The sequence below is a fragment of the Desulfosporomusa polytropa genome, from assembly GCF_055380075.1.
On the sequence record NZ_AP042400.1, the window covers coordinates 2,816,635 to 2,836,621 of the forward strand.

Here is a 19,987-nt window from a genome sequence, read left to right on the forward strand (position 1 = left end):
GTTCCCCTGATCAAGTTACACATTCTCCAGATAATGCGCAAGATGCTCTTTGGTTATATAATGTATACAGAGGCCAATATACTGCCCAAAATATAAACGGTGATTTTCACTTTGCCTTAGCGAATGGCTCAACTCTTGATTTAAAAAATTGGTACACTTCTGCTTCAAATAACAGAGTTCAAAGTTTTGTTTTTGCAGATAAAATAGCCTATGCATGGAATAACGGTAGTGGCGCGACAGTGAACCTATCCAATAAAATCTACCTGGATAATGGTATTAACCATCTAATATCCTTAGATGCTGGAAATTCTACGCTGCGTGGCGGGTTATTATCCGATGTTATTGAAGGTGGAAACAGCTCTGATCAAATTTGGGGAGGTGCAGGCGGAAACGATACATTAGTAGGAGGATCTGGTGCTGATACTTACTGGTGGAGTGCCGGCGACAGCTATGACACTATTGCTGCTTCAAGCAGTAACAACCAGGATTTAGTATATATCTATGGGAACTTAACCAAAAATAATCTTGATACTGTTGTAAGTGGAAATGACCTAATACTTAGGTATGGCTCAAATCAGCTTACCATACAAGGTTGGAACATAGGTACAGACTATCAATTAAATCAATTTTACTTTGCTAGCGATAAGCATACCTACCAGCTCTCCATGACCAATGGCGCGAGTCAGTGGGCGCTAATTAAATAAATTCTTACAATTAATTTCATAGGAAAGAGGATAAACTTAGCTTTACTACACCCAATAAAATATTCCTGTGCAGCCATGAACTGCCAGGAATATTTTTATTGAGGAAAACTAATTTTAGTTTTTGGTTGTCTTCTTCATCTTCTACCGTCCCCACGTCTTTGGGGCGTTTCATGTGCAGTCAGAAAAGGTTTTTGCCTATCAGACGGAACCCGTTTTATACCGTTCTACTTGCAATAATAATCCCCAATAAAATAACCGCATTGCCTATAACTTTATTCCAGGCAAACGGTTCATGCAAAAGAACTACCGCAAAAAATAGATTTAGTATATATGTTGTACCAATAAACGGATATGCATAACTCATATCAAACTTCGTCATCGCCGCCATCCAACATAAAGAAGCAATAAATGCAGCTACCAGTCCTGATATAATAAAAGGATCTAATAATAAGTTAAGTAAAAAAGCTACCTTCTGTTGCCCACTGACAGGAAGTGATCCATAAAATCCAATCCGCCATTTAAGAATAATTTGTCCATAAATAGTAAATACTATTGTGCCTAATATATATAAATGACTCATTCTTCCTAACTCCCACCAAAAATAGTAGATTCACCGGTCCCTTCGTCTGTCCTTAAAATTGTTCAATCCACTGTAGTGCAATTGCGAGTTGCTCCTCGTCGCTACGCTTGCCGACCGCATTATCGAGCAATGTTGCAGTAACATTAAGCGAGTAAAGAAAACCAAAATCAAGCTCCGATATCGCCCTAATCAGAATTTCTTTTGATAACTGCTTATGTTGGCTACGACAATATCCTACACAAGAAAACTGTATCATGGCATATAAAAAAGCCATAATCAGAAATATTTTTTTCCAATCATTTTCCATAAAAAAGAACTTATGCAAAATAAAGTTTACCAAGTAATTTTCAAACACATACTCAAATTCATGATAAATAGTGGAAGAACAATATTCTTGCTTTAACGAAACATATTCCTCCCAGGATATATCGTAATTTAGGTTATCCTGACTACATGTCCAAGTTGTGAATGCAGTACTAAGTTCCTTTATGTTTTCTTTTAACTTAACATCATAATCATGGCAAACTTGATTTACTCGACCGCTCACTACCTGCATGAATATATTCTTGTAATCACTGCCAGTATTCAGGTTATACCTAGAATGCTTTATCTTCTCAAGCATATCCATAACAAGTTTAGGCCAGTTTTCACATTTCTCAACATTGGCAATCGCAAACACCAATCTACCAAGAATACCCATCCTTATCGGTAACGACACGGAGCGCGACTGAAGAATCCGAATAAATAAATTCTCCATATAATAATAGTGAAATAGTTTATTCTGAGGTGAATACTTTTCCGGAAAGGCACTATATTCGGGGAAATTCGGCCTAGTAAATTGCATCGTACAAGACTCAGGAGAATAGCGATTCCCTGCGATTTTATCTTTCAAAAATAACATTTCAGCCGCCGCTTCGCAGCCAAAGTACAACGAAAATTCGATGCCCCGTGATGTCAACCCAACTCTTCTGGGATACACCTTGCAAGCATCTGGCAAGTATTCTCCTCCATAACTCTGAATTCTGCATTTTCCCTCTATATGGTGAATGCAGCTATGATTGGCGAATTTGACAACCAACTTTCCTGCTTTATTTTTTTTGATAAACGAAGTTCGGCGGCCTAATCCTTTGGTAGATTTATATAATGACACTATCTTATCATAAGATACACTATCTACTGGTAATGCCTCTTCTGTTTGCTGAAAACGAATACAGCATTGCCCACACTGTTTACATTGATACGCAAGTATATGGGAAGGAATAATTAATGGCAAATCTTCTTTCAAATAAGACATAACAGTTACTTGACCACCTTATTAAATATATGAAATCCCGTTGACTTCTTAGTCTACCAGAATTTACAACGCAATTCTGTTGACATAAGAACGACTAAGGCTTCTGCCGGCGACGCACCCGGATGGTGCTAGTGCCGATTGCGCCATGGATGGCATAGCAATTCGGCCGTCCTGAAGGACTTGGCACAAGCCAAGTCTTTTCTTATAATTTATCTTCAAATATATATCTATACATCCTTATTCGCGGCTTACATGGATTTTTCCTGCAGAAGCGAAATGGGTATTATTACAATTGAATATTTACTCTTTGGTGGCACACAAAAAAAGAGAACCACCGAAAGGAAATTTTATGTCTTTATTAATTACTATTCTTTCCATATCCAACGCCTTTTCTAACAAGCTGTTGAGTACTGGATTCAAGTTTAGTTCATCTTTAATCTGTACCTTCTTTTTCGAATGCATTAGGCGGGAAATCATCATCAAGGGCAATAACACCGATACAAAGGAACCGCAGTTAACAATCCTAAAACCGGCTGCAGCAACCTTATCAACAAGCTCCTTACGTTCATAGCGTCTTACATGACAAGAAAATTCGTCAGCCTGACTCCACAAAAAACGATGCTGGGGAACCGTAACCAGTATCCCACCTCCCGGTCTGACAGCCTCGTACATCTGCTGCAGTACCAGCGCATCGTTTTCAATATGCTCCAGAACATCAAAAGCGCACACAATATCAAACTCTTCATAGAACGGAATATCCTGCGCATCCATTTGAAACAAACTGGCACTTGTTAACCTGCTATCGGCAAACCGTAATCCTTCTGTATATATTTCACTGCCATATACCTCCAGGTAAGGAAACCGTTTTTCGATGTTAGCTAACACATAGCCTGTACCACAACCGATTTCCAACAATTTACCACAGGTGGAAAAATACCTTTGCAGCAAACTAACAATCAATTTATTGCGTGCCCGAAACCAAAAGTTGATTCCCTCATACTTCGCTAACTCTGAAAATGCCGCACTGTCAAAATGCTCATTACCAGCTGACAAAACAGGAGCGAATGAAATGTAGCCATCCACCTTTATAGGCGAATAGCTACAAGCAGGACACTCCCAATCATCCTTTGCAAATACTTGTCCGCATTTAATACACTTCTTCATTTTGACTCTCCTGACATACCAGCATACCTAGCCCCCAAATAGTATATTATCAACTCAAACGAATCTCGTAGCCTATATCGGCAAACATAGCTTTGTCCAACGAAGAAGGCAAAACACGATGACCAAATTGTAATGTGGGTTCCATCAGCGACTCAATCTTCGACCACGAGGCAATATGGGAACCGCTGGCAAAGTCTAGCGGAACCGGACCGCCATATACCGAAGTTGCTTGAGGCCCATTGAAATAATATGTCCCACCGCTTTGCGTCACATACTGACTGCCTGCATTTTGCGGCCCTAATCCCAACGCATGTCCAATTTCATGCAAAATAATATGCAAAAAGTCATATTTATCACCAGGAACTGTATCATCATACGGATCATCAGGAGTTACATCATAATAAAATAAATCCGCATACTGACTATTGAGCGCAATTGAACCAACCCAAGGTTCAATATCATAATAACTATTATAACGCTCATCCAGACGAGAATCACCTGTATTCGCCTGCGATAATGCCGTCGAAATACCTAACGTACCACCTGTACCCATCGCAGAAGAGCCAATATACAATTTAAAATCATCTATTTCCTGATCCAATACAACACTTTCGCCAGAACGTGTATTGGGATTCATCACCGTTATGGTAGTACCGGTATAAACATTATCAAAATCATCCGCAATAATACTTTCCCAAATCCGACAGGCCTCCTCCACCACCGCCTGGCGTTCCGGATGGCCGGCAAAAAAACCTGTTTGATCATACCGGGAATAATCAACTTCAATAGAAAAACCGGTGTTTTCAACACCCATCGTCTGCCAGGTATCATTCACAATGGTCTTACCAACACCATCAGCAAACACAAACCGGTTAACTTTATCTTCATCGGCAATATACCAATCAGCTAACGATAACTGCTCACCATCAGACAATACAATCACAAGATCATTGTCAACACGGCTGATCGCAGTCGAACTGGAACTTTGTACATTATATAATTTGACAGTGTCTCCCGTATTACCTGCACCAGCTTCAATTACATCAAGCCTGTCCCCGAATCCATACCAATAAGTATCTCGGCCACCGCCCCCTGCCATGCTGTCATTAGCGCCTACCCCGCCCCAAATCTGGTCGTCACCAGCCGCTCCTGCTATCCAATCATTACCTGAACCACCCCGTAGGGTACAATCACCAGCATCAACTGAAACAAGACTTCGAACTTGATTGTATTCATAGATACTATCAAACAAATTAACTTCGGCTCCCGCACCATCATTCCAGGCATACGCAATAGTATCAGAAAATACAAAGCTTTGGATTCGTTCTTTGACCGGCGTAGTATACCAGCCACTAACCTCCAAACTGGCCCCATCGTTTAACCGAACATAAAGATTACCATTATCATTACCAGCCGCATAATTACCGCGGCTTACATTATATAAAATCAAAGCATCGCCAACATTGACTGCTTCATTGAGAACTACATCCTGCCCGTCACCACTGCCCCACCAATAGGCGTCATGTCCTGAACCACCAGTCATTGTATCCTGTCCGCCACAATACCCCCATAACTGGTCTGCCCCGCTAGCCCCTGTTATGAGGTTATCACCCTCATTTCCCCGCAAAATATCATTTCCCTGGCCGCCAATAATCTGTACAACTTCCTGATATTGCGGCTCAAAGGCATTCACCACATCGCCCGAACAATCCGCATATACACTGGTTCCCTCGCGACTTGCCATGTGCTGCCTCCCTTAAGCAAAATTAGCTTACGATTTATACAAATTTATTAAATATAAAATTCCCATTACTACTATCATAAATTGAGGCATGTATATCGTTCCCATATGTCTGCATCCAATTATTTCGCTGCCCAAAATTAAATAAATTGTCATAGTCATAGGAATATAATTCGGTTGTGAAAATATAGTTATCTTTATTATAATCTGCATTTCCGAATAAGGCTTGCATTGTGTAGCTTACAAAACCTTCACCAGAAGGTTGATAATTATTTGTATAATATCTTTCCCCAGTACCTTATTTATAGCTGAATAAGCAGGTTCATAAAGATTCAGCGTTTCTCCACAATCAGCGATAGTAACAACCTTACTATTCATTGCTATCGTACTTGTAGCATTAGTAAACGTCATTACCTCTCCACTCCCTTCAAAAAATACATAAAATACTTACATTATCCATCGTTTCTAAATTCTTCCTTATGATTCAAGATTATACAATATTTTTAACACTTTATAAATACTATATAAAATATTATACCAATATAACTCTAATAAAAAATATCAAAAAAAAGGAATTGTGACAGTTTTCATCATTGTCACCAACCCCGTCCATTTGAATACATTTTTTCGTGCTTGCCTTGGCATGTCAATTATAGTATCAAATTCTCACGCCAAGCCAATTCCCTATCCCCTATTGGATGTTTTGACAAGCTCTAAATAACTCAACTATTTTAAATAACGCAAGCCTGACCCTGCATCCTACACTATCCAAGCCCTGACCCTGGACCCTGCATCCCTATCCTTCTTTAATAGGGGGCTTTGTAGCTATCAGCACTGAATCTTTCCATATTTCACTTTTATCAGGATATGCTCCGTTCCATTCCGTAAATGCCTCAATCACTTCCAAAGATGCATACTGGGCTAAAGCTTTAAATCCATCTGGATATATTCGCCAGCAATCCACTGGATATTTATGCTCTGGTCCTGCCGCTGGTGCTATAATACAACATAATCCGCCTGGTTTTAATACACGTGCAATTTCCAATATAGTTAGCCACGGATATTCAATATGTTCAAAAGTTTGTCCCGTAATAATCACATCAAAAGAATTTGTGTCAAATTCTTTCCAATTGTATACATCCTTTAAAATTATATCAACATTATTTCCTTCTACCATATCGCAGCCAACATATTGCCAATTTTCTTTGACAAAAAATTGTTTATAAGAACCATTTACATCCTGTGAACCTATGTCCAAAATTCTTAACTTCCTATCCGAATAACGTTCAAGATATTTTTTAACAAAGTACTTCATTTTGGCTAAAGAACCTATATGCATTAAGACCACTCCATATAATTAAAATAAACTATTGTAACTATTTTCTAGTATAAATCATTTTTTAATACTAAGAAAACTACTAACCTATTGTAGCACTAATAATATACTGATAAGCAGCATACTGCTTTATCATATTCTCATTAGTCAGTTTCGCAAGTTCGCTGATAAAGAGCTTATCCTGCTCCGTAACATTCGCATTAATTTGGCCATAGGTAATATTTTGATATCCTGCCTGCTCAAACATCCGTAATGCCTCTTTCAGCGTAAAGAAGCGCAAATGCGTTCTGTCTAAAATACCGGCTTCCTCATACGTCCAGTTTCCATACAAAAGATTTTTGATTACCTGGTGATGCATTACATTCGGAATACTGGTAATCACTTTGCCGCCTGGTTTCAGAAAACGCTTAATCTTCGCCAAAGTACCCCAAGGGTCTTTCAAATGTTCCAGCACATCAGGAAAAATAATATAGTCGAAAAAAAAGTCCGGATAACTGATCTCGGCCTTTTCCACATCCCCAACAACGACTTTCGCAAACAACTGGGCTGATTTAGCAGCGCTTTCGCTTAATTCTATTCCAAATAAATTGGCATGCTTATATTTATCTCTAATTTTAAGCAACGTCCCGCCACAGGCACAACCAACTTCAAGAACATTAAGAGTGCTATCATTAGGATGAGTCATTAGACTAATAACGTCAGAACGAACAAATGTCGAATACGCCGGGTGAAATCCCCATTTATCAATAAACCTTTTCCTATTAGTTTGCAATGATTCGGCATGAGCTTGCGGATTACTTTTCAGTGAAATGCTGCCAAAGTGATGCACAAAAGTATCTTTACACAGCATTAGCCGATATCCGGCAAAACGAATACGAAAAGAATAATCATCATCTTCGTAGTTAGCCGGGAAAAACCGTTTGTCCAGCAAACCAATCTCATGTATTACCTCTTTTTTTAACAACATACAAAAGGCGACAAGTTTCAGTCTTTCTTCCCACAAAGCCGAGTTAGACTTATTATGATTGCTGGCAAATTCCTGCATTTCATCAAGTGATTTATAAGAAACAGGTATGGACTGATAATAAGAGCAGAAGTTTGTCACTGGGCAGACAGCGCCAATATCATCCCGACTATAAAGAGAGGCTACCATATTAGTAAGCCAGTTCTGAGTAACAACAACATCATTGTTAAGCAACAGAATAGTATTACCCTGCGCTTTCAGAATCCCTTGGTTACAGCCTAGCGCAAAACCTTTATTTTCGCTATTAGAGATACACAAGATATCCTGTTGCTGCCCTAACCATTCTACTGTCCCGTCAGTTGAATTATTATCAACTACAATAATCTCGTACGTATCCGGTGCCGTATATTTTCGTATGCTTTCGATACATTTTTTCGTATAATCAAGCTGGTTATATGTCAGTATAATAATACTGGTTTTGTGCTTTAACGTTGATAATGTTTTGCCCGTTTTTTCAGAACGTTTCATTTATAACCTCCGGAATATTGACATTAATAAATGAGTAAATTTCTACAAACCAGTCATTAGTGATTCAAGCCGCTCCACTGCTGCGTCCCAAGAAAATTGTCGAATATTCTGATATCCATGTTGGGCTAATACTGTTCGCAAAGAAGGATTTTGCAACAACGATATCACGTTTTTCGCCAACAGCTGCGGGTTCTTCGGTGGTGACAGCAACGCTGTCTGACCATTAACAGCATAATCACGCACGCCCTTGCTATCGGTCGTCACCAGTGCACAGCCGCACGCCAAGGCTTCCGCTCCCGGCAAGCCAAACCCTTCTTCCCAACTCGAACTTAAGAACACGCTATGACTATTGTAAATATCTCGTATCGCAGACTGCGATGGCTGAAAAACAAACTGAATCCACGCTGGCAGTCCGGCTGGTTCAGGAAAAATACTGAACAACGTTGCCTGCAGCTGTGGAAATTGCTCTTTAACCAGCTTCAAAGCCGTTAATCCATCCTCTGCCCCCTTCAGCGGCAAAGTATGGTACACCATCGCCACTGAATAAGGGTCTCTATCTTCACTGGAACTAGTCAAAAAAAATCGGCTAAAGTCAATACTATTCGAAATATGCGCTGCAACTTTCGCCCCGCTTTTTTCAATTATTTCCTTTAGCCAACCAGCAACAGCAATATTTCCTAGTCCCAACTTATAACTGTTATGAACATTATCTACTTCTCCCTGCCATACTTCATAGCCTTGAATTAAATATAACTTTTTTCGCTCCGGACGCAAGCCTGCCACACCGTACGCCGTTGGCCAGGAAGAAGCTACTACCACATCATCCTCTACATATAAATCAGACGTCTCAGGTACAATTACGGTCCGTAGCGAATGACGGAAAGAAAACCAGCCTGGCTGAAAGTCCTGCGGCCATTTTTGTCGCAAACAATAAATAAGACGTTTAATTAGCCAGTCCTGATTATAGTTAATCTTAGGCAAAATCAAATTGTGATAAACCGTTACCTCATGGCCGCGTGCTGCAAGACGGTCGGCATACTCATAGACAATGCGAAAGCCACCGGAAGGTGTGTTCATAGGCCCCGGCAACACAAACCCAACCTTCATACTATTCTCCCTTCATTAAACAAGCGGTAACTCTACTCCATCCCAAGAAATACGTTCACTACCGTTTTTGCGCCATGCTCTCCACAAGCTGTATATGCTGCTGCAATAAACGTTCCATATCATAATTATCTTTAACCGTCTCACGAGCATTAGCACCAAGAGAAGTACGAAGTTTCTTATTCCCTAACGCTTCCTCCACCCGGTCTGCCAGCTTGTCAGGTGCAAAGAAATCAACCAATAAGCCATTTTGCCCCTCACGCACCACTTCGCGCACCGGCGGCGTATCTGACGCTACCAGCACACAGCCGCAGGACATGGCTTCCAGCATCGACCAAGACAACACAAAGGGTCTGGTCAAATATACATGCACACTGGAGGCTTGCAAGACCTGCCGATAATCGCCATACGGCAAAGGCCCGGTAAAATGCAGCCTATTCGCATCATATGAAAATTTTTCCAGCATAAGCTCTTTATAACCCTTACCACTGGGATGGGAGCCGCCATAAGCCACCCGATCAGCCCCGACAATCACCACATGACACTTAGGTCGCCGCTTCATAAGCAGTGACATAGCCTCCATAAACTGGGGAAACCCACGATAAGGCTCCATTCCGCGCCCCACATAAGTAACAATTTCCTCGGCCTCTGACAAATCCAGCTTATGTTCAGGCAATACCAGCTTAGCATTTGGTACAGGCCGGAACAGCCGGGTATCAATACCATCATGAATAATCCGAATCTTAGTGCGGTACTCCAGGGGAAACTGACTATGCTGATAGTACGTCGGGCTGACACCGGCATCACAGGCATACAATTCCTGTAACATCACCATATTCTTAGTGCGGATGCGACATTCATCATCCAGACCAAACGGCTCACTGGGATCAAAATCAGCATCGGTGCCATGGGCATGATAAAACCATTCAAAATAGCCCATTAACGGTACCTTCGGGTATAAATCCCGCATATACATAGCTGCCCCAAAACCAGAATGACCATAAATCACATCAGGCACAAAACCCTGCTGCTTAAGCCCCAGGCCAGCACGATAAGCAGCTTGCCCCTGCAGCACAGCACGTTCAAGGTAGCGAATATAATGATGTGTTTCTTTGGCAGGTTCCCGTGGCTCACTATAAACGACTTTATAAACACCCGGTAATTCAATATCTTTACGTCCTGTAATATAAACCACCTGATTGCCAGGAACTTTGGCCAACTGTGTCGCCATCCGGCCAAATTGCGCCGGAAAATTTTGATGTATAAATAAAAAACGCATACCTTACTATCCCTCGTTGTTATTTATTGAATTTTTTCCTGCTGACTGTACAGGTTATAATAATAGCCACCCTGAGCCATAAGCTCTTCATGGGTGCCCTGTTCAACAATAGCACCGCGCTCCATCACAAAAATCACATCACAGCGCCGTACGGTAGATAAGCGATGGGCAATCATAATCATCGTCCGGCCAGCAGCCATGGCATCCAGATTATTCATAATAATCCGTTCTGATTCATAGTCCAGCGCACTGGTTGCCTCGTCAAAAATCAGCACCCGCGGATTGGTCATCAGCGCGCGGGCAATGGCTATCCGCTGCCGCTGCCCACCTGACAACAAAGCGCCCCGCTCACCAACCGGCGTATCATAGCCCTTGGGCAATTCAGTGATAAACTCATCAGCACCGGCAATCTTAGCTGCCTGTACCACATCCTCTGGCGTGGCATTCGGTTCGGTTATCGCGATATTATCCCGAATACTCCCGCCAAACAAGAAGTTCTCCTGCAATACCACCCCAATCTGACGTCTGAGCCAAGCCGGCTCTACCTGTATCAAATCAACACCATCAATGAGTACCCGCCCTGATTCCGGTACATACAAACGCTGAATTAATTTCGTCAGCGTACTTTTTCCTGAACCTGAACGACCGACAATCCCCACACGCATCCCGGCCTTAATATGCAGATTCACTTGCCGCAATATTTCACTGCCATCCTGACGATAACGGAAAGTTACCTTATCTAGTACAACCTCACCGGCCAAAGCAGGCAGCGTTGTGCGTCCAGGATTGAAAGCCGGCTCTGGCGTCTCATTCATAATATCGCCTAAGCGGTCCACCGACACCATGGTCTGCTGAAAATTCTGCCACATATTCACCAGGCGGAGGATTGGACTAATGACTTGCCCGGCAATCATTTGAAAGGCTATTAACTCCCCTACTGACAGCTTTTCCTCCATAACCGCCTGAGCGCCTACCCACAAAATAGCAATCGTAAACAGATTTTGAATCAAAGAACCAAGATTGCCAGCAATATTTCCCAGATTAAGTGCCGCAAAAGCCGTCTTAGCATACCGCGCCAGCAAACCTTCATAGCGAGTAATAAAATGCTGCTCAACTGCCAGTGATTTCACGGTTTGAATACCGGTTACTGCTTCAATCAAGAAAGACTGACTTTCCGTACCAGCCATAAAACGCTGATTCAGACGCCTGCGGAAAATAGGTGTCACAATCACACTCAGCACAACATATAACAATACCGCCATAAAGGTAACAATACTTAACATGCCGCTATACATTACCATCACAGCAACATATACCACAGCAAAAATAATATCCAACACAACTGTAAGGGCCGTTCCGGTTATAAACTGACGAATCGTATCCAGTTCCCGTACCCTTGATACCACATCGCCCACTTGCCAGGACTCAAAATATTTAATCGACAACGCTGAAACATGCCGAAACAGCTGACCACCTAAAGTCACATCAATCTTACTGGTGGTATGAGTAAACAAATAGGACCGTAACGCGGTCAGCAAGGCTTTAAACAGCCCAACAAACAGCATTCCCACCAATAAAATATCCAAAGTATTGCTACTGCGATGCACCAGTACTTTATCAATAATTACCTGGGTAAATAACGGACTGGCTAAGCCAAATAGTTGTAACACAAAAGACATAAACAACACTTGGCCAAAAAACCGTTTATAGCGCATAACAACAGGGAAAAACCAGCTTACGCCAAAACGCCTTACTTGTTCTTTTAAGGCAAAATGACGAGCCAGTAAAACAATTTCGCCGCTCCACACTTCAAAAAACTTGGCAACCGTTACCGTAAACGGACGGGGCTGAGAAGGATCAATAATCACAACCTTTTCCCCGTCGGTTTGCGCTACAACAGCAAATTGGCCATTCGTTAAGATCGCAATAGCCGGCAAAGGCAATTTGGCAAAAATCTCCCGCTCCGGGCGTACTACGCGCGCTTTCAAACTTAAGTCTTTCGCTGCCCGCAGTAAGGTCAAGACATCCATTCCTGCCGCTGAAACCACATAAGCGCGCCGCAACTGCTCACGTTCTGCCGCAATCCCCAGCATACGTGCTACCACTATCAGACATTCCAGGGCCGTATCCATACGGCGGACTATCGGTTGTTCCGCTTGCTGCATAACCATTTACCTCTCTCTTAATGCTTCGCTCTGATACTTGCGGAACGGGTCTAAGAAGAACTCGATAATACGCTTTTGTCGAATCTTTATCTCCGCTGTCACCGACATACCCGGGCTTAGTGCCGCATTCCGGTCTGCTACTGCGATATGCCCCTTATTCAGACGCAAAACGACTCGATATTTCATATCCTTATCTTTCTCTTTCTCATTACTTACCGAATACGGACTGATTTCAGCAACCCGTCCTTCCAGTGTACCAAACTTCTGAAAATTAAAGGATTCTACTTTCACTTCTGCTATTTGATCGACTTGAATAAAGCCGATATCTTTGTTGGCGACCCAAGCTTCCACTTCCATTTCTACATCTTCAGGAACAATATTCATCAGCGGCTGAGCTGCGGTGACAATGCCTCCCACAGTATAGATAGCCAACTGTCCCACGCGGCCATCAGATGGTGCCAGAATGCGGGACAAACGATTTTTCTCATTGGCTTTTTTAAATTGCTCTGTGTACTCTAGCAGTTGTTTTCGATCCTCATTTAACTTCGTGTCTACATCTTTATCATAGGCAGCAACAGCATTTGCCAGACTTTCCTGACTCTGCAGCAAAGCGGCTTGGCTTTTGGCAATTTCGCCTTCCTGTGCTACCAAGGTTTGCTCCAATTCCATGCGTTTCGACTGCTGCTCTAAAAACTGAAAGTATGCTACCGCATTCTGTTGGTAAAGCGTTTGCGTCCTTTCTTCCATTTCCCTGGAAATCGTAAGCTGTTGACTATACTTCGTCCGATTCGCGCTCGCTGTTTCCAATGCCGCTGCACTTTGCTGCACGGCCGCCCGCGCCGCTGCTAATTTGGCCTGACGCTCAGCCAACCAGCTTTGATACAAACTAAGTTGTGCAGCCAGATCCTTAGGGTCCAAAGCCTCATTGGGAACCGGACCAAAGGGTTGTCCGGTCTTTTGCGCCATCAGCCTGTCAATTTCCAGATTATAATAAGCAATCTGTTTGTTAATGTTGGTCAAATCCGCCGCCGACATCGTCGGGTCAAGCTCTACCAGCAAATCACCCTTTTTCACCAGTTGCCCTTCTTTGACATAGATATGCTTAATTACGCCTTTATCTTCCGGCTGAACAAGCTGCACCTGACCTGTCGGTATAATCTTCCCGTTGGCTACAGCCACCTCATCCACATGCCCAAAGATAGACCACAATAGTCCAATTGTCAAAAGGGCCATAATAGCAACCAGTAATATCCGGCCAATCGGTGAAGGCGGGGTTTCCGTCACTTCCAGAACTGCCGGCAAAAACTCAGTCTCTTCCCTGCCTAATTCCGTATTTTGTTGTAAGCCAAGCCATTTTTTAATATTAAATTTCATGTTACCCCTCTTGTTGCTCGTATAAATAGTGGTATAAACCCTTTGCTGCCAGCAGTTGGGAGTGATTACCCGCTTCCACCAAACGTCCTTTGTCAAGCACGGCGATGATATCACAGTGGGCGACAGTGGACAACCGGTGAGCAATCATGAACAAGGTCCGCCCCTTACTGATCTGACCTAAGTTTTCCATAATAATCCGCTCTGATTCATAGTCCAGGGCACTTGTCGCTTCATCAAAAATCAAGATTCGCGGGTTAGTTAAAAGTGCCCGCGCAATCGCCACCCGCTGCCGCTGACCTCCTGACAACGCCGTCCCTCGCTCGCCCACCTTGGTATCATACCCTTCCGGCAACTCCAAAATAAATTCATGGGCGCCGGCCACCTTGGCAGCTTCAATTACCTCTGCCATTGAGGCGCTAGGGCGAGTCAGTGCAATATTGTCCCGCACACTGGAGTTAAACAGATAGTTTTCTTGTAAAACAACCCCAATTTGTGCTCGCAGCCAGCCTGGTGGCAGCCCAGCAATATCATGGCCGTCAAGCAGTACCCGCCCTTGCTCCGGGATGTACATATGTTGGATTAGCTTTGTCAGCGTACTTTTGCCTGAACCCGATCGGCCGACAATCCCTACCTTGGTTCCCGGCGGAACCTGGAACGAAATATCGTGAAGCACCTCCGGCAGGTCCAGACGATACCGAAAGGACACCTTCTCAAAAGCCACCGCGCCCTCAAGGGGCGGTGTATTCGGCTGCACTCTGGCTAACACCGGCTCAGCCCTAGTATTGAGAATATCACTTAACCGATCCATTGATAATACCGTCTGCTGGAAATTCTGCCACATGCCAATTAATGTCAACAGCGGCGTATTGGCCTGTCCGGCCAGCATCTGAAACGCGATCAATTGACCGAGTGTCAGCTCACCATCCATAACCATGTGACCGCCCATCCATAAAATACTCATCGACGACAGCAATTGCAAAACACCAGCACTATTGTTAATGGTAATACCCAACTTTGCACAATCAAAATTTTTGCCCACATACCTAGCAAGCAGTTGTTCCCATCGGTGAACAAATTGTGGTTCCAGTGCCAGCGACTTAACGGTGTGCATCCCGGTGACGGTTTCAATAAGAAAGGCGTTGTTCTCCGCCCCGGCCGCCCATACAGCCTCCAGACGTTGACGAAATATCGGAGTTACTACCACATTTAGGAATACATAAGCCGGTACAATTGCCAGCGACAGCCAGGTCAGCGGCGCACTGAAATAAAACATAACAGCAATAAATACCACAGAAAACAGCACATCTAGCACTACCGTAATCGCCGTTCCAGTCAAAAACTCTCGGATACTGGCCAAGGCCCCGACCCGCATCATGGTATCGCCAACCCGGCGATGCTCGAAATACGGCAGCGGCAACGCCGACAAATGGCGGAACAAACGCGAACCTAAGATAACATCCAGCTTATTGGTCGTATGGGTCAATAGATAGGTACGCAATATGCTCAACCCGCACTGAAACACGCTAAGAACCACTAAGCTGCCGGCCAGAATATCCAAGGTCGATATGCCGTTATTCCCTAGCACTTTGTCAATAATGACCTGAGTAAACAGCGGCACCACTAGACCAAATACCTGCAAAAAGAAGGACGCGGCAAATACCTCGGCAAAATAGCGTTTATAATGCAGAATAACGGAATAAAACCAGTCCAGATTGTACTTCTTTACAATCCGGCGCCAATCAAACTTCTGTGTGAACACAACCAGTTCACCACTCCACTCGGTCGCGAACTCTTCCACCGGCAGCGCCACTGGCCTATCCCGCGTCGGATCAGAGACAAAAACACTTTTACCGTCATTCCAGCCCATAACAGCAAAATGCCCGTCTATCATGCGAACAATAGCGGGAATAGGAATGTTCGGCAAATTTTCCAGCTTAGTTGTCATAATCTTTGCTTTAAATTTAAACGACTTAGCCAACTGCACCAGCATCTGCATATCAGCCGTGCAACCGCCACAGCGTTCAGCCAATACATCGGTAGTGACCTTGACGCCTAAATAATTGGCAGCAATAACAAAACACGCCAAAGCGGTATCTGTTGGCTGTAAACTTGTTTGTACTTGTGTTTGTAATGACATTCTCTACCTCAATACGTAAAAACTTTATTATAATTATTATACTTTACTATTATCGCAGAAAGCACTGGAATGGTCAATCGTTTCTCCCTGCTGTGTTGCATAAACTACACCACCTTCAAAAAGCCTAAAACGCATCTCTCCTCAGCGAAACAATACTCGCTTTATTCTATAGCTTATAAGATTCTATACAAAAGCTCCCTTTTCCTGCATTTTAATCTGCTGCTTTACTCTTTAGCAAGCCCGCTACTAATCACAAGCCAAATTCTTGGGACTCTGGCAGAAAACTCAGTCGTTCTATCCGGCCCTTTGGATAAGATAAGAAAGACTTGGCTTGTGCCAAGTCAGTTAGGACGCTGACAGATGCTTAGTCTTTCTTATGTCAACAGAGTTTTTTTATAAATTCTGGTAGACCAAAAAAATATCCGGTACAGTATTGCTACTGTACCGGATATAATCATTTAACGTTGTTATACTGCTGCTTTAAATCCTTTGAAGGATAGATCAGCATTTAATTCAACTGTATAAACATTACTGTTATCCGGATTAGCGGTAGATCCGAATACATATTGAGTAGCAGTACTAAACCCGTTAATGGTAAGTGTTTCACCACTGGCAAGGGTTAATACCAGATTAGTATTATTTACCACAGTGCCAGTTACATTAGAAGAAGTTAAGCCTTCGCTGTAGAGCATTACTTTATCAACTAAACCAGCAGCGTTGGCAGTTTGGGTAACAACATCTTTGCCGTCGCCAGTACCAAACCAGAAGCTGTCTGCACCAACGCCGCCAACCATGGTATCGTTACCGCCTGTGCCGCCCCACAATTCGTCGCCAACAGCATTAAGTGTAGCAGAAGCTGTTAGAATGTTATTGTCCACAGTACCACGCAGGTACGTAGATACAGTACCAGTATTCGTCACGTTTTCTACGCTTTTGAATTTGGTAGTGTCATAAAGATTGATGGACGCTCCAGAATCTGCATTAGCTAAGATGTAGGTATCTGTACCAGCGCCGCCATCAATGTATACATCGGCTACAAGAGGATCCTTCGTAATAACATCACTACCGGCACCAGCAACTACAACACCAGTAGAAGTAATATTTTCAGCTGAATCTGTGCCAACAGCTACGGCAAATTGGCTGCCATCACTCAGTTGGAATGTCGGACTTACAGCAGCAGCACCTGCATTGTAGCCAACCAAAGTTACGGAATCCCCGGTAGCGGCAATAGTACCGACAAGATTGTCACCGGAAAGAGTCCAGGTCAGTTCACTTGCGGACCCAACATTGTATAGATTTACAACATCAGTAGTCTGATAACTAGTAATTACATCATTACCGTCGTTTTTACCGAACCAGAAGATATCATTACCAGCAAGAGCACCAGCATTAATACCGCCAACCAAGGTATCGCTGTCAGCGCCTGATCCGCCCCAAATATTATCGCCACCAATACCGGCTGTAATCACGTTATTGGTACCGGCTTTGTCACCGCGCAGATAAGCAGCATTGACATTGGTACTGTGGTCGATGTTCTCAATGCTAACAAATTTAGCATCAAACAGGTTAATTTGGCTATCTGGAGCAGCAGCGATTTTCACAGTATCGGTAACGCCGTCTGAACCAGCAATAGTGGTAGCAGCAGGATCATAAATAATAGTAGCTTTCGTGGTATCAGTGGCATCAGTATAGCTGAAGGTAAATACGCCAGATGCATCTTTGAAGGTAAGAGCTGCCGCGCCAGCTACATTGTAGCCTTTGATTGTCAGTACATCAGTAGTACCTTTGATAGCTACTAACAAATCATTGCCGGAACGAGTAAAGGTAAGGTCATTACGACTAACATTGTACAAGTTGATAATATCATTAGTAGTGAATCCACTCGCAATATCCTTGCCGTCGCCTTTACCAAACCAGAAGGTATCAATTCCTGAACCACCAACTAAAGTATCGGCATCGCCAGTACCAGTGCCAGCAGTACCGCCCCACAATTGGTCACCAGTTGCGCCAGGAGCTACAGCATTAGTAGCTGTAATTAAGTTATTAGTGCCGGCTTTGTCACCGCGGAGGTAAGAACCACCAACACCATTGACAGCATTATTAATGTTTTCAACACTAACAAATTTGCTGTCATACAGGTTAATACTAACAGCACCGACTGCAGCAGCAGTAGTAATAGTATCTGTGCCCGCACCGCCGTCAATCCGTGTGGCTTTATTCAGATCAGTAGCAGTTGCGGCATTAAGTTCGTCATTACCAGCAAAAGCGTAGCTATTTTTATAAGCAGCAATATCTACATCAGTAGCAGCAGTATCATCAGCAGTAGTACCAAAATTAGCACCAAAAACAGTATCAGTGCCATCAGCATTCTTCACATTGATAGTGGCAGTGCCTAAAGTAGCAGCATCAACGGTCACTGTGCCAGCGTCGCCAGCAGTAATTACTACATTGCCAGCAGTATTATATGCAAAGCTAAGCTTGTCAGCAGTCACATTGAATTTAATTTTATCACCAGCAAGGGCACCAGTAATTGTATCTGCGCCACCGTCAAAAATGATAGTAGCATTGTCAGTGTTGCCAGTTATATCAATATATTCATTACCAGCACCACCAATGATAGTGTCAGCACCAGCAGCACCAGCACCAGTAGCAACGATTTTATCATTGCCGTCGCCGCCAACGATAGAATCAGCACCCACGCCACCAGTAATCGTGTCAGCGCCTGCACCACCCAAGAGGGTATCGCCTACAGCAGCGGCATTAGGATTAGCAGTCAAGATATCATTACCGTCGCCGCCATCCACTAAGCTACCAACAGTACCAGTAGCAATAGTTACTATGTCATTACCAGCTCCGCCGTAGATGCTATCACCCAAAGCACTACCAATAATAGTATCATTACCATCATCACCGCTCAGATAACCAGCAACGACAGTACCAGCACTATTGTCTAAGAAGTCATTGCCAGCTCCGCCGTACAATTTGTTAGCACCAGCGCCACCAACTAGGATGTCAGCGCCTTCATCGCCATACAAAGTATCAGCGCCTGCATTGCCCCAAATCGAGTCATTACCAGCACCGCCATATAGAACATCATCAACAGTACCGCCAGCAATAGAATCATTACCATCGCCACCATAAGCAGTTAACTTCACTGTAAGAAGAGCACCATCAATGCTGTCATTGCCAGCACCAGCATAGGTAGTTTGGGCATCAGTGACTGCTGCGGCGTAAGTTAAAGTATCATTACCTGCACTAAGAATAATCTTCTCTCCACCAGTGGTAGCAGTTACGTCAGCGTACGAATAATCACCAGCAGCCGGAACCACATATGTACCATTGGAAAAACTTGCATTAGTTATAGCTGTAGCCATTCTTTAAAAATCCCCTTTCGTATTAAAAAACTATTCTAATGGCATCAAAAGCATACCATAAAAACCAAAGTAACTCCTATAAACATACCTCCTTCATCGAAATAACGACGAAGTTTACGTATAATAGTAATTCAAAATTATACAATGATAATTGTATCACACAATGCTGGTAAAATAAATACCATATTTCGCATTATATAACTTTTTTAGCAAATTATACGTATCGTCTGCAGTTTTACGTTT

At 43.2% G+C, this 19,987-nt stretch carries 14 protein-coding genes; 1 reads left to right on the top strand and 13 read right to left on the bottom strand.

The annotated features are described in order from the left end of the window. Positions 1-239: 239 nt before the first annotated feature. Positions 240-704: a hypothetical protein gene (locus tag ACZ449_RS15130; protein WP_464261796.1), complete on the top strand. Its 465-nt coding sequence runs from the start codon at positions 240-242 to the stop codon at positions 702-704. Positions 705-918: 214 nt separating this feature from the next. Here ACZ449_RS15130 and ACZ449_RS15135 read toward each other — a convergent pair whose 3' ends face one another. From ACZ449_RS15135 to ACZ449_RS15195, 13 genes are all read right to left on the bottom strand, one after another. Continuing rightward, on the bottom strand, positions 919-1,284 hold the full coding sequence (locus ACZ449_RS15135; RefSeq protein ID WP_464261797.1) for an EamA family transporter: 366 nt from the start codon (positions 1,282-1,284) through the stop codon (positions 919-921). A gap of 52 nt (positions 1,285-1,336) precedes the next feature. After that, entirely contained in the window at positions 1,337-2,578 is a 1,242-nt protein-coding gene (gene fliB, locus ACZ449_RS15140) for a flagellin lysine-N-methylase (RefSeq protein WP_464261798.1), read from the bottom strand. 300 nt (positions 2,579-2,878) lie between these two features. Continuing rightward, complete coding sequence (locus ACZ449_RS15145) at positions 2,879-3,742, bottom strand: class I SAM-dependent methyltransferase (protein WP_464256896.1); 864 nt, start codon at positions 3,740-3,742, stop codon at positions 2,879-2,881. 49 nt (positions 3,743-3,791) lie between these two features. Continuing rightward, complete coding sequence (locus ACZ449_RS15150) at positions 3,792-5,486, bottom strand: calcium-binding protein (RefSeq protein WP_464256897.1); 1,695 nt, start codon at positions 5,484-5,486, stop codon at positions 3,792-3,794. 237 nt (positions 5,487-5,723) lie between these two features. Next, entirely contained in the window at positions 5,724-5,894 is a 171-nt protein-coding gene (locus ACZ449_RS15155) for a hypothetical protein (protein WP_464256898.1), read from the bottom strand. Positions 5,895-6,279: 385 nt separating this feature from the next. Beyond that, on the bottom strand, positions 6,280-6,822 hold the full coding sequence (locus tag ACZ449_RS15160) for a class I SAM-dependent methyltransferase (protein WP_464256899.1): 543 nt from the start codon (positions 6,820-6,822) through the stop codon (positions 6,280-6,282). Positions 6,823-6,901: 79 nt separating this feature from the next. Further along, the gene (locus tag ACZ449_RS15165; protein WP_464256900.1) at positions 6,902-8,311 is read right to left on the bottom strand and encodes a glycosyltransferase; all 1,410 of its coding nucleotides are present in this window, start codon (positions 8,309-8,311) and stop codon (positions 6,902-6,904) included. Between the two features lie 42 nt (positions 8,312-8,353). Then, a complete protein-coding gene (locus ACZ449_RS15170; RefSeq protein ID WP_464256901.1) occupies positions 8,354-9,418 on the bottom strand; it encodes a glycosyltransferase family 4 protein in 1,065 nt (354 codons plus the stop codon). Between the two features lie 58 nt (positions 9,419-9,476). After that, complete coding sequence (locus ACZ449_RS15175; protein WP_464256902.1) at positions 9,477-10,694, bottom strand: glycosyltransferase family 4 protein; 1,218 nt, start codon at positions 10,692-10,694, stop codon at positions 9,477-9,479. A gap of 23 nt (positions 10,695-10,717) precedes the next feature. Next, positions 10,718-12,859, bottom strand: a complete 2,142-nt coding sequence (locus tag ACZ449_RS15180; RefSeq protein ID WP_464256903.1) for a peptidase domain-containing ABC transporter — start codon at positions 12,857-12,859, stop codon at positions 10,718-10,720. Positions 12,860-12,865: 6 nt separating this feature from the next. Further along, on the bottom strand, positions 12,866-14,233 hold the full coding sequence (locus ACZ449_RS15185; protein ID WP_464256904.1) for an HlyD family type I secretion periplasmic adaptor subunit: 1,368 nt from the start codon (positions 14,231-14,233) through the stop codon (positions 12,866-12,868). A 1-nt stretch (position 14,234) separates the two neighbouring features. Beyond that, positions 14,235-16,370: a peptidase domain-containing ABC transporter gene (locus tag ACZ449_RS15190; protein WP_464256905.1), complete on the bottom strand. Its 2,136-nt coding sequence runs from the start codon at positions 16,368-16,370 to the stop codon at positions 14,235-14,237. Between the two features lie 467 nt (positions 16,371-16,837). Next, on the bottom strand, positions 16,838-19,744 hold the full coding sequence (locus ACZ449_RS15195) for a beta strand repeat-containing protein (protein ID WP_464256906.1): 2,907 nt from the start codon (positions 19,742-19,744) through the stop codon (positions 16,838-16,840). Positions 19,745-19,987: the final 243 nt, after the last annotated feature.